At 62.1% G+C, this 11,634-nt stretch carries 10 protein-coding genes and 1 other RNA gene; 8 read left to right on the top strand and 3 right to left on the bottom strand.

The annotated features are described in order from the left end of the window. Positions 1–96: 96 nt before the first annotated feature. Positions 97–193, bottom strand: an RNA gene (ffs, locus tag C8K44_RS14600) — signal recognition particle sRNA small type. A 282-nt stretch (positions 194–475) separates the two neighbouring features. On the opposite strand from ffs, the gene C8K44_RS14595 reads away from it, so the two are divergent. The 3 genes from C8K44_RS14595 (at position 476) to C8K44_RS14585 (ending at position 2,806) form a co-directional block, all read left to right on the top strand. Continuing rightward, positions 476–895 (top strand): HIT family protein, encoded by a 420-nt coding sequence (locus tag C8K44_RS14595; RefSeq protein ID WP_109576528.1) that lies wholly within the window; start codon positions 476–478, stop codon positions 893–895. Positions 896–924: 29 nt separating this feature from the next. Continuing rightward, positions 925–1,875, top strand: coding sequence for an NAD(+) diphosphatase (nudC, locus tag C8K44_RS14590; protein ID WP_109576527.1), 951 nt, complete (start codon positions 925–927; stop codon positions 1,873–1,875). Positions 1,876–1,948: 73 nt separating this feature from the next. Continuing rightward, complete coding sequence (locus C8K44_RS14585) at positions 1,949–2,806, top strand: helix-turn-helix domain-containing GNAT family N-acetyltransferase (protein WP_245417485.1); 858 nt, start codon at positions 1,949–1,951, stop codon at positions 2,804–2,806. Positions 2,807–2,870: 64 nt separating this feature from the next. Here the strand turns inward: C8K44_RS14585 and C8K44_RS14580 are convergent, their stop codons facing one another. Together C8K44_RS14580 and C8K44_RS14575 are read right to left on the bottom strand one after the other, a co-directional pair. Next, complete coding sequence (locus C8K44_RS14580) at positions 2,871–3,740, bottom strand: prephenate dehydratase (protein ID WP_109576525.1); 870 nt, start codon at positions 3,738–3,740, stop codon at positions 2,871–2,873. Positions 3,741–3,753: 13 nt separating this feature from the next. Next, entirely contained in the window at positions 3,754–4,482 is a 729-nt protein-coding gene (locus C8K44_RS14575; protein WP_109576524.1) for a 3-deoxy-manno-octulosonate cytidylyltransferase, read from the bottom strand. A gap of 198 nt (positions 4,483–4,680) precedes the next feature. Here C8K44_RS14575 and C8K44_RS14570 point away from each other — a divergent pair, with 198 nt between their 5' ends. From C8K44_RS14570 to C8K44_RS14550, 5 genes are all read left to right on the top strand, one after another. Further along, positions 4,681–5,388, top strand: coding sequence for a cytochrome c family protein (locus tag C8K44_RS14570; RefSeq protein ID WP_109576523.1), 708 nt, complete (start codon positions 4,681–4,683; stop codon positions 5,386–5,388). A gap of 154 nt (positions 5,389–5,542) precedes the next feature. Continuing rightward, the gene (locus C8K44_RS14565) at positions 5,543–7,432 is read left to right on the top strand and encodes an extracellular solute-binding protein (protein WP_109576522.1); all 1,890 of its coding nucleotides are present in this window, start codon (positions 5,543–5,545) and stop codon (positions 7,430–7,432) included. Continuing rightward, positions 7,429–9,300 carry an extracellular solute-binding protein gene (locus tag C8K44_RS14560; protein ID WP_109576521.1) on the top strand — a complete coding sequence of 624 codons (1,872 nt, stop codon included), beginning with the start codon at positions 7,429–7,431 and terminating at the stop codon, positions 9,298–9,300. The genes C8K44_RS14565 and C8K44_RS14560 overlap by 4 nt, the downstream gene beginning before the upstream one ends. Positions 9,301–9,345: 45 nt before the next feature. Continuing rightward, positions 9,346–10,452 carry a microcin C ABC transporter permease YejB gene (locus C8K44_RS14555; protein ID WP_109576520.1) on the top strand — a complete coding sequence of 369 codons (1,107 nt, stop codon included), beginning with the start codon at positions 9,346–9,348 and terminating at the stop codon, positions 10,450–10,452. Continuing rightward, positions 10,452–11,612, top strand: a complete 1,161-nt coding sequence (locus C8K44_RS14550; protein WP_109576519.1) for an ABC transporter permease — start codon at positions 10,452–10,454, stop codon at positions 11,610–11,612. Before C8K44_RS14555 ends, C8K44_RS14550 begins: the two co-directional genes overlap by 1 nt. Positions 11,613–11,634 lie beyond the last annotated feature (22 nt).

Here is an 11,634-nt window from a genome sequence, read left to right as displayed (position 1 = left end):
TTGGCGCCCCTGCCTCGGCCGCAAAGGACCGATTCCGCGAAACGAGTTTCGCCCGCACGGCGCAACGCCGTCAATGACGCGGAGAAGGGCGAAGAGGCGGGAGGCTGGAACAATGACCCGTTCCGGGCTCGTTAGGGCTGCTTCCTTCCGGACCTGACCCGGTTGGCGAGTGGATCGTCCACCACCAACCTCCCAACTTCCATATCGGCAATTGCCGAACCAATTGCAAGAGCCAAGGATGAGGAGCCCCCACCCGCGATCAAATGCCCTGGGAATTATGCGCGCCCGAAGACGCAATCGGCGACATTGATGCGTATGCGCCACTTGCAATGGCGGCCGCGCGATGCTGCAGCAGTCAACATATCGGCATCGCCGCACGACTTGCCACCCCGCCGGCGGGAACTAGCTTTTTCAATGATTCGCTTGCAGGCACGGCAGGCAGGCTCTAGCCTTCGCCTGAACAAAGGAAACGCCAATGATGTCGGGCCTCAAGGCTGGGTTTGCGTTGGATTCGCGTCTCGACGCCGACAGCGAACCGCTGATGTGGCTTGGACTTTGCGAATTGCGCGTCATGAACGACCAGCGCTGGCCCTGGCTGGTGCTTGTGCCGCAGCGCTCCGGCGTCGAGGAAATCCATGACCTGACCCCGCTCGACCAGGCGATGCTGACCTTCGAGAGCAACATGGTCGCACATGCGTTGAAGCGCACCACCGGCTGCGCCAAGATCAACAGCGGCGCACTGGGCAACATAGTGCGCCAATTGCATTTCCATGTCGTCGCCCGCTCCGAGGGCGATCCCGGCTGGCCCGGCCCGGTCTGGGGCCATGGCGTGCGCGAGCCCTACCGCCGCGACGACCTCCACCGGTTTGCCGAGCGTATCAAGACCGCCCTATAAAAGCGGCACCAATCCGGACCGAGTCTCCAATGCCTTTCAGCCTGTTCAGCGCACCGGCGCGTGAAGCCAGCCATTTCCTCGGCTTCGCCGGCAACATCATCGACCGCCAATCGGAAAAGCGCAGCGACGACTCCGCCAAACTTGCGCTGGTCGAACCCGACGCCCGGCTGCTGCTGATCGCCTCCGGACGACTGGTCCTGGATTTCAGCGATGGCCCAGCCAATCCTTACTTCACGCTCGCAGCAGTGCAGGCGCTCGGCGCTCAGACCAGCGACGCGATCCTGCTTGGCCGGACCGACGGCACAGCCACGCTCGCGGTTCCGATCGCCGCAGAGCCAGAAAGCCTGCCCGACCACCTGAAAGCCATCGACTTCCGCGCCATCCTTGCGCAAGGCCTCGCCGAAAAGGCCGAGCTCGGAGCACTGGCGCAAGGTGCCGCCTTGCTTGCCTGGCACGCCAACCACCGTTTCTGCGGCCGCTGCGGCGGCCCAACCGAGATGCGGGCCGGCGGCTACAAGCGACTGTGCGCGGCTTGCGGCGCCGAGCATTTTCCACGCACCGATCCGGTTGCGATCATGCTGACGGTTTCAGGCGACAAATGCCTGATGGGCCGCGGTCGGCATTTCGCTCCCGGCGTCTATTCTGCATTGGCGGGTTTCATCGAACCCGGCGAAACGATCGAGGCCGCCGTGCGGCGTGAGACACTTGAGGAATCGGGCATCCGCCTTGGCCGGGTCGTCTACCACGCGAGCCAGCCCTGGCCGTTCCCCTACTCGCTGATGATCGGTTGCTACGGCGAAGCGCTCAACGAAGACATCTCGGCCGATTCCGACGAGCTGGAAGACTGCCGCTGGTTCTCCCGCGCTGAGGTTGTGCAAATGCTCGACGGCACGCATCCTGGTGGGCTCAAAGTGCCGGCCGGCCATGCCATCGCCCATCAGCTGATCCGCACCTGGGCGGATGCCGCCAGCGATTCCTAGACCAACAAATATTGCCTTTCGTCAAATATCTGACTATCGTCAGGCAATGGACAAGTCTCTGCAAATCACCCAGATGCGCAGTTTCAACCGCGCGGTGACCCGCCGCATAGGCGCGCTGGAGGACAGTTATCTGAGCCGCGGACGCCCGCTCGGCGAGGCACGCCTCATTTTCGAGATCGGGCCGGAAGGCGCGGGGCTTGGCGTACTGCGTTCCCGGCTTGGGCTGGATTCGGGCTACCTCAGCCGCCTGTTGCGGTCGCTCGAGGCACAGGGCCTTGTCTCAGTCGGCAAACTCGACGGCGACGCCCGCAGCCGCCACGCGACGCTGACCGACAAAGGCCGCGCCGAGCATGCAGCATATGACGCGCTGTCGGACGACCTGGCGAATTCCATTCTCGGGCCGCTTTCCGAAGCAGCGCGGGGTCGCCTCGTTGCGGCGATGGCAGAGGTAGAGCACCTGCTTGCCGCGGCGTCGATCACCGTCGACCAGGAGGCGGCCAATACCGAGGATGCACGCCAATGCCTGGCGCATTACTTCAACGAACTCGACGCGCGTTTCGAAGAAGGTTTCAACCAGGCCAAAGGAAACGCAGCCACAGAGGACGAGTTCACGCCTCCGCGTGGTACTTTCGTGATCGCTCGCCTCGACGGATCTCCGGTAGGTTGTGCGGCGCTGCGCATGTTCGATGCCACCACCGCGGAGATCAAGCGGATGTGGGTCGCACCCTCCGCGCGCGGGCTCGGCGTTGCCCGCCGTATTCTGCACAAGCTCGAGGCCATCGCGCCGGGTTTCGGCGCGATGGCCGTGTGCCTCGACACCAACCGCGCGCTCAAGGAGGCGCAGTCTCTCTACAGGCGCGAAGGCTATAAGGAGGTCGGCCGCTTCAACGACAACCCTTACGCCGACCACTGGTTCGAGAAGCGCCTGTAGAGCGCTTCACGATCAGATCGAATCGCACCGAAGTGGCTCCGTCCGCCGGGAGCCGAGCGCGTGATCAAGCGTCGCCGTTATTTTGCGTGCCGCGGAACTCGTTGGCCTCGTAGACGCCGAGAATGCGCACCTCGCGGGTGAAGAAGCGCAGTTCCTCCAGCGCGAGCGCGACCAGGCGGTCGTCGGGATGGCCTTCGATGTCGGAATAGAACTGGGTCGCGGTGAATTCGCCGCCGAGCTGGTAGCTCTCCAGCTTGGTCATGTTGACGCCGTTGGTGGCGAAACCGCCCATCGCCTTGTAGAGCGCTGCCGGCACGTTGCGGACGCGGAAGACGAAGGTGGTCATCATCTTGGTGTCGGGGTTGGTGCGCTCGGCCCAGCTCTTGCCCTTGGACAGGACGACGAAGCGGGTGATGTTGTTTTCGGTGTCCTCGACGTTTTCCTCGAGGATATCGAGACCGTAGAGCGAGGACGCCAGGCGCGGCGCGAGCGCTGCCATGGTGCGGTCCTTGACCTCGGAAACCAGCTTGGCAGCGCCAGCGGTGTCGCCCGCGACGACCGGCTTCCAGCTGTTCTTGCGGATGTATTTGCGGCACTGGCCCAGCGCGTGGATGTGGCTGTGCACGGTCTTGATCTCCGAGCGCTTCACGCCCGGCAGAACCATCAGCTGGAAATGGATCGGCAGGAAATACTCGCCGACGATATGCAGCTTCGACTCAGGCAAGAGATGATGGATGTCGGCGACGCGACCGGCGATGGTGTTTTCGATCGGAATCATCGCCAGGTCGGCTTTGCCCGTTTCCACCGCATTGAACGCATCCTCGAAGGTCGGGCACGGCATCGGCTCCATCTGAGGAAAGACGTTGCGGCACGCCGTGTCGGAGTTCGCGCCAGGCTCGCCCTGGAAGGAGATGCGGTTGGTCTTTTCGGGCATTTTCAGGCCTGTTCTATTTTGAGAGAAGTTCGCGAGCGCGTTCGAGATGCTCCGGCGTGTCGACGCCGAGCGGCACCGTATCGACGATTTCGACGTCGATGCGCATGCCCGCTTCCAGCGCCCTGAGCTGTTCGAGACGCTCGCGCTTTTCGAGCGGCGACGGGCCAAGCCCGACAAAGCGCTCAAGGGCAGCACGGCGATAAACATAAAGCCCGACATGGTGATAGAGCGGGCCCTCGCCCCAGGGTGCGGTGGCACGGGTAAAATAAAGCGCCCTCAGCCGCTGCGCCGACAATGGCGAGCCGATGATCTTGGGGACGTTCGGATCGACCTTTTCTTCGGGACGGGTGATTTCGACGCCAAGCGTGGAAATGTCGACGGACGCTTCTTCCAGCGGCCGCAGCGCGGCCTGTATGATTCCCGGGTCGATGGTCGGCAGGTCGCCCTGGACATTGACCACTGTTTCAACCTGGCCCTTGGGATCGAGCGTGGCCAGCGCCTCGAAGATCCGGTCCGAACCCGACTCATGGTCGGCGCGCGTCATCACCGCTTCGAAGCCATGCGCCCTTACGGTCTCGGCCACAATATCGGTATCGGTCGCCACCACCACGCGGCCGAGCCCGCTTTCCGAAGCGCGGCTGGCGACATGAACGATCATCGGACGGCCGGCGATATCGGCCAAAGGCTTGCCGGGCAAGCGTGTGGAGGCCATTCGGGCGGGGATCAGGACAAGGGTGGACATGGCGGTACGACTGTTTCTAAATGGCTTTGGAAAGTGTCAAAACGTCTCACTGGAAGCGCCCTTATAGGTGTTGCAACCGGCAAGCAAAAGACCTAGTTTCCGCGCGATTTGACCCGGTCCGCCGGGCGATAGACTTTACCGACAAACGGCAGCGGTCGCAGAGGATGGCGATCGACCGGATAAGGGAGCCAGGGGCGTATGGACTCATTTGAAGTGAACAAGGTACTTGGCGGCCTGCTGGGTACTGCCTTTGTGGTGTTCTCCATCTCGCTCATATCGGATGCGATCTTTGCTGCGCCGGTTCCCGAGAAGCCCGGCTTTGCCATCGAGGCCGCTGAAGAAGGCGGCGCGGGTGCTGGCGGCGGCGAAGCCGCACCGGCTGCCGTGCCGATCGCACAGCTGCTGGCCAGCGCCAATGCCGAAGCCGGTGCGGCCGTCTTCAAGAAGTGCACCGCCTGCCATTCGATCGAAAAGGGCGGCCCCAACAAGGTCGGTCCGGACCTCTGGGGCGTCGTCAACCGCCCGCTGGCCTCGCATGAAGGCTTCGCCTATTCCGGCGGCATGAAGGAATTCTCGCAGGGCGGTACCGTCGTGTGGGATTTCGAGCACCTCAACCACTTCCTGGCGTCGCCGAAGGGCTACATCAAGGGCACCGCGATGGGCTTTGCCGGCATCAAGAAGGATGACGAGCGCGCCAACCTCATCGCCTACCTGAATTCGCAGTCGGACAGCCCGGCACCGTTGCCTGCGGTTGACGCGGCTCCGGCGGCTGAGCCCGCAGCGGCTCCGGCTGGCGCGGCCCCTGCCGCAGCCCCCGCCACCGAAGGTGCTGCTCCTGCCGCTCCCGCGGGCGCTGCCCCGGCAGCCCCTGCAGAAGGCGCTGCGCCAGCTCCTGCCGCTCACTAACGAATTTGTCATTTTCGCATCTTGAAAAAGCCGGGTTTAGCCCGGCTTTTTTGTTGCCTTGCGCAAACATGCGACGACAATCGTCTAACGTATGGTTTCCTCGCGCTGCGAATTAATTAGAGTGTCCGAGAATACCGATGCGAAGGGGATTTTCATGAAGGCTTGCCTGATCAGGATTTTTGCAACCGCCGGCCTTGCCGCGGTTCTTCTGTCGGGCACCTGGCTGCCGGCGAGCGCGCAGGACACCAGCCAATGGCATACGACCTCATCGCTGATCGGGACCTCGAAATACGGCGAAGATTTCAAGCACTACGACTACGTCAATCCGAATGCGCCCAAGGGCGGCACGCTGAACTCGACGACATTCGGCACGTTCGACAGCTTCAACCCGTTCATCGTCAACGGCACGCCCGCGGCCGGGTTCACCTACTTCGGCGGCCTGCTCTACGATACGCTGATGCAGCAGGCGACCGACGAGTCGAGCACCAGTCATCCACTGATCGCCGACGCCTACAAATATCCCGCCGACTATTCTTCGGCGACCTATCGAATCGATGCCCGCGCAAAGTGGCATGACGGCAAGCCGATCACGGCGGATGATGTCGTCTGGTCGCTCAACACGCTGAAACAGATCAACCCGCTTTATGGAAAATACTTCGCCAACGTGACCGAGGCAGTGGCCCTGTCCGATCGCGAGGTCGAGTTCCGCTTCGACCAGAAAGGCAATCGCGAGTTGCCCCACATTATCGGCGACCTCGCCGTGCTGCCCAGGCACTGGTGGGAGGGCACCGATGCCTCGGGCAAGAAGCGCGACATCACCAAGGGGACCCTGGAGCCGCCACTCGGCTCGGGCGCCTACAAGATCGAGAGCTTCAAACCGGGCGCCGAGATCGTCTGGGCGCGCGTACCCGACTATTGGGCGTCTGAAGTTGCGGTCAATGTCGGGCGCAACAATTTCGACAAGCGGCGCTACATCTATTTCATGGATCAGGACGCCGAATGGCAGGCCTTCACCAAGGGCGGATTTGAAGACATCAGGCTTGAAAACCGTTCACAGCGCTGGGCCACCGGCTACAATTTCCCGGCATTCACTGCCGGCGATGTCATCAAGAAGGAATTCGACAAGACCTCCGGCGCGCCAATGCAGGGCTTCGTGCTCAATACGCGTCGCCCGCAATTCCACGATCGTCGCGTGCGCGAGGCCCTGACCATGGCTTTTGATTTCGAGAGCATGAACCGCACGCTGTTTTACGACTCCTACGTGCGCACCGACAGCTACTTCAAGGGTGGCGACCTCGCATCCAGCGGCCTGCCGCAAGGCAAGGAGCTCGAAATCCTCGAAAAGTACCGGGACAAGCTGCCGCCCGAGCTGTTCACAACACCGTTCAAGCTTCCGGTTTACGGCACCCCGCAATCGTTCCGCGAAAACCTGCGCTCGGCTTCGCAGCTGTTGAAGGAAGCGGGTTGGGTGAACCGCGGCGGCAAGCTTGTCAGCGAGAAAACCGGCGAGCAGTTCAAGATCGAATTCCTCGGCAACGACCCCACCGACGAGCGCGTCACGGCACCGTTCATGGACAATCTGCGCAAGCTCGGCATCGATGCCACCCTCAGGATCGTCGACGTCAGCCAGTATGTCAGCCGGGTCAATCAGTTCGACTATGACGTGATGAGCACCGTCATCGCCCAGACCCAGTCGCCGGGCAACGAGCAACGTGATTTCTGGAGCTCCAAGGCTGCCGCCACGCCGGGATCGCGAAACTATGCTGGCATCAAGGACCCTGTGGTCGACGAGTTGATCGATCGCGTCATCTTTGCCGACGGCCGCGAGGATCTCGTCGCCGCCACCCGGGCGCTCGACCGCGTCCTGCTGTGGAACTACTACATCGTGCCGCAATGGCATCTGCCGAAGGTGCGGACGGCCTACTGGAACAAGTTCGGCATTCCTGACAAACAGCCGGCCTATCTTGGCGTCGATCCCGATTCCTGGTGGATCGACAAGGACAAGGAGGCCGCGCTGGCGGCCAAGTACAAGGGCGTCAATTGAGCCCGCGCCTGCCCCGTCGCGATTTCCTGGCGCTCGGTGCGGCGGCGGCCGTCGTACCATTGCTGCCAAGGCGCGTCTTCGCCGCAAGTCCGACCGGTACCGGGCTGCATGGCCTGTCGGCTTTCGGCGATCTCAAATACGGTCCTGATTTCAAGAACTTCGACTTCGTGAACCTCGACGCCCCCAAGGGCGGTACGTTCAATTTTTCGCCACCAAACTGGGTCCTCAATCAGAGCCCGCTCACCTTCAACACGCTCAACACCTTCGTCAGCCGCGGCGATGCGCCGCCGCGCATGGGGCTGTGCTACGATTCGTTGATGACGTCCGCGCTCGACGAGCCCGATGCCATCTACGGTCTTCTGGCGCACTCGGTGACCATTTCCGACGACCGCAACAGCTTCGATTTCGCGCTGCGGTCCGAGGCGCGTTTCAACGACGGCACGCCCTTCACCGCTGAAGACGCCGCATATGCTCTCACGCTGTTCAAGAAGGATGGCCATCCCAGCCTGCTCCTACCGCTCAGCCATCTGGTGGAGGCGAAGGCGCTCGACGCCCACACGCTGCGGATCAGCTTCGACGGCAAGCAATCAGACCGGACTGTTCTCGACATCGCGACCTTTCCGATCCCGGCGAAATCGTTCTTCGAGGCCAATCCTTTCGATGCCTCGCAGATGAAGGCGCCGCTGGGGTCGGGGCCTTACAAGGTTGGCCGCGTCTCCCCCGGCCAGACGATCGAATATGAGCGGGTGGCCGACTATTGGGGCCGTGACCTGCCGGTCAATCGCGGCCTCTACAACTTCGACCGCATCCGCATCGAGTTCTACCAGGACAGACAGGCCGCCTTCGAAGCATTCAAGAAAGGCGACATCGCGTATCGCCAGGAATTCACCTCGCGTATCTGGGCAACCGGCTACGACTTTCCTGCCTTCACCTCAGGCAAGGTGGTCAAGCGCGAGTTCCCCGGCGAGAAAAGGCCGATGATGCAGGCGACTGCCATCAACCAACGGCGCGAACGATTTCGCGATCCGCGCGTGCGCCGCGCCATGGCACTGTGCTTCGATTTCGAATGGACCAATCGCAACCTGTTTTATGGCGCCTATCAGCGCTCCCAATCGACCTTCGAGAAGTCGACCTATCGCGCCGAGGGATTGCCCTCAGCAGCTGAACTGGCGCTGCTAGAGCCTTTCCGCGGTCGTATTCCCGAGGAAACCTTCGGCGAGGCAGTGCTGCAGCCGCCTTCGGACGGTTCAGGCCGCGACCGCAAGCTGTTGGGGCAAGCCTCGAAGCTGCTGGCCGATGCCGGCTGGGCGCGCAAGGACGGCAGTTTGCGCAATACCAAGGGAGAGCCACTAACGCTCGAGGTCCTGGTCGACGATGACAGCTTCGTCCGCGTCTATTCGCCATGGATCGAGAACATGCGGACGATCGGTATTGATGCGTCCATTCGCATGGTCGACGCGACCCAGTACCAGGCGCGGCAGACCAGCTTCGATTTCGATGCCATCTCGACCGCTGCCTCGTTTTCCGCAACGCCAAGCCGCGACGAAATCGACGGTTTTTTCCATTCCCGCGCAGCCAACATGCAGGGCTCGACCAATCTGCCAGGCACCGCCGACCCGGCAATCGACGCGCTGGTCGACGCCGTGGGTGCGGCCAAGGATCGCGAAGCGCTGACAGTTGCCATGCGTGCGCTCGACCGGGCCTTGCGCGCCCGGCTAGACTGGATTCCAAATTGGTTTTCGGCGAATCACCGCGCCGCATTCTGGGACATGTTCGGCTATAAGGAGCCGAAACCGGATTTCGGTTTCCCCGTCGAGGCTATGTGGTGGTTCGACAAGGACAAGGCTGCACGTATTGGCAAGACCTGAGATTTCTATCCCTGCCCCATTGCTCCGTCTGAGGAGCCTTGCCTGATGGGCGCCTATATCCTCCGCCGTATCCTTTTGATGATACCGACCCTTTTCGGCATCATGGCGATCTCGTTCGCCGTCATCCAGTTTGCTCCAGGCGGTCCGGTGGAGCAGGTCATCGCCAAGCTGACCGGCCAGGGCGGCGACGCGGGCGACCGCCTGTCCGGCGGCAGCGGCGGTGATGTCGGGGGCAACAATTTCGACGCGTCCGGCAGCGAAGGCTCGTCCAAATATCGCGGCGCCCAGGGGCTCGATCCCGAATTCATCGCCAAGCTCGAGAAGCAGTTCGGCTTCGACAAACCGCCGCTCGAACGCTTCGGCATGATGTTGTGGAACTATGCGCGCTTCGACTTCGGCGACAGCTATTTCCGCGACATCTCGGTGCTCGACCTGATCATCTCCAAGATGCCGGTGTCGATCTCGCTCGGCATCTGGATCACGCTGCTGTCTTACCTCATCTCCATCCCGCTCGGCATCCGCAAGGCGGTCAAGGACGGCTCGACCTTCGACATCTGGACCAGTGGCGTCATCATCGTCGGCTACGCCATCCCGGCCTTCCTCTTCGCCATTCTTTTGATGGTGCTTTTTGCCGGCGGCTCGTTCTTCGATTGGTTCCCGCTGCGCGGCCTGACCTCGGAAAACTTCGACCAGCTGTCGCTGGGTGGCAAGGTCGTCGACTACCTCTGGCACATCACCCTGCCCCTGGCTGCGCTGGTGCTTTCGGCCTTCGCCACGACCACGCTTTTGACCAAGAACTCGTTCCTCGACGAGATCCGCAAGCAGTATGTGGTGACCGCCCGCGCCAAGGGCCTCTCGCAGCGCCAGGTGCTTTACGGCCACGTCTTCCGCAACGCCATGCTGATCGTCATTGCGGGTTTCCCCGGCGCCTTCATCTCGGCCTTCTTCACCGGTTCGCTTCTGATTGAAAACATCTTCTCGCTCGACGGGCTCGGCCTGCTTGGCTTCCGCTCTGTGCTCGATCGCGACTATCCCGTGGTCTTCGCCAATCTCTACATCTTCTCCCTGATGGGGCTGATCGTCGGCCTGATCTCCGACCTCACCTACACCTGGATCGACCCACGCATCGATTTCGAGCGGAGGGACGTCTGATGTCGGCGCTCGATGTTGTTGCCACACCGGCCGGCGTAGCCAAACCGGTCAAGCGGCCCTGGCTGTCGCCGATCAACAAGCGGCGTTGGCAAAACTTCAAGGCCAACCGTCGTGGCTACTGGTCGCTCTGGTTCTTCCTTGTCCTGTTCGGCCTGTCGCTGTTTTCCGAGTTCATCGCCAATGACAGGCCGCTTCTGATCCGCTTCAAGGGCGAGTTCTTCTCGCCGATCATGAGGGACTATGGCGAAGAGACCTTCCTAGGCGATGAAGGCTTCCTGCCCATCACTGACTACCGCATGGCGGTGGTGCAGGAGGCCATTGCAGCCAATGGCTGGATGATCTGGCCGCCGATCCGCTATTCCTACCGCACCACCAACAACGAGATCCCCGAGGCGGCACCTGCCAAGCCGTCCTGGATGTATCCGAAGGAGGTGCGCTGCCAGCGCTATCCGCAAGGGGCCAACGACCCCAACTGTACGGTCGGCAACTGGAACTGGCTCGGCACGGACGACCAGGCTCGCGACGTGCTGGCGCGGGTCATCTACGGTTTCCGCATCTCCGTGCTGTTTGGCCTGATCCTGACTGTCGGCTCCGCTCTCATCGGCGTTTCGGCCGGCGCCATGCAGGGTTACTTCGGCGGCTGGACCGATCTCCTGTTCCAGCGTTTCATCGAAATCTGGTCGGCGATCCCGGTGCTCTATCTGCTCCTGATCATCGCCGCCGTGCTGCCGCCCGGCTTCTTCATCCTGCTTGGGCTGATGCTGCTGTTTTCCTGGGTAGCGCTGGTCGGCGTCGTGCGGGCAGAATTCCTGCGCGCCCGCAACTTCGAATATGTGAATGCGGCGCGCGCGCTCGGCGTGCCAAACCGCACCATCATTTTCCGCCATCTGCTGCCCAATGCCATGGTCGCGACGCTGACCTTCCTGCCCTTCATCCTCAACAGCTCGATCTCGACGCTGACCTCGCTCGACTTCCTCGGCTTCGGCCTGCCGCCCGGCTCGGCCTCGCTCGGCGAACTGCTCAAGCAGGGCCAGCGCAACCTCAACGCGCCCTGGCTCGGCCTGTCTGGTTTCGTGGTGATTTCGCTGATGCTGTCGCTGCTCATCTTCGTGGGCGAAGCCACCCGCGACGCCTTCGATCCAAGGAAGACGTTCAAGTGAGTTTGGATGTATGGTATAATTT

Source organism: Aminobacter sp. AP02, assembly GCF_003148805.1.
Classification (GTDB): Bacteria; Pseudomonadota; Alphaproteobacteria; order Rhizobiales; family Rhizobiaceae; genus Aminobacter.
The sequence above is the reverse complement of the archived record's forward strand: the minus strand, read 5'-3'. Positions and strand labels throughout refer to the sequence as shown.

Bases quoted from the DNA above. Each gene is read 5' to 3' on its own strand.
- C8K44_RS14580 (WP_109576525.1), bottom strand. From the start codon at position 3,740: ATGCCCGAAAAGACCAACCGCATCTCCTTCCAGGGCGAGCCTGGCGCG.
- C8K44_RS14565 (WP_109576522.1), top strand. From the start codon at position 5,543: ATGAAGGCTTGCCTGATCAGGATTTTTGCAACCGCCGGCCTTGCCGCG.
- nudC (WP_109576527.1), top strand. From the start codon at position 925: ATGCCTTTCAGCCTGTTCAGCGCACCGGCGCGTGAAGCCAGCCATTTC.
- C8K44_RS14575 (WP_109576524.1), bottom strand. From the start codon at position 4,482: ATGTCCACCCTTGTCCTGATCCCCGCCCGAATGGCCTCCACACGCTTG.
- C8K44_RS14595 (WP_109576528.1), top strand. From the start codon at position 476: ATGATGTCGGGCCTCAAGGCTGGGTTTGCGTTGGATTCGCGTCTCGAC.
- C8K44_RS14585 (WP_245417485.1), top strand. From the start codon at position 1,949: ATGCGCAGTTTCAACCGCGCGGTGACCCGCCGCATAGGCGCGCTGGAG.
- C8K44_RS14550 (WP_109576519.1), top strand. From the start codon at position 10,452: ATGTCGGCGCTCGATGTTGTTGCCACACCGGCCGGCGTAGCCAAACCG.
- C8K44_RS14570 (WP_109576523.1), top strand. From the start codon at position 4,681: ATGGACTCATTTGAAGTGAACAAGGTACTTGGCGGCCTGCTGGGTACT.
- C8K44_RS14555 (WP_109576520.1), top strand. From the start codon at position 9,346: ATGGGCGCCTATATCCTCCGCCGTATCCTTTTGATGATACCGACCCTT.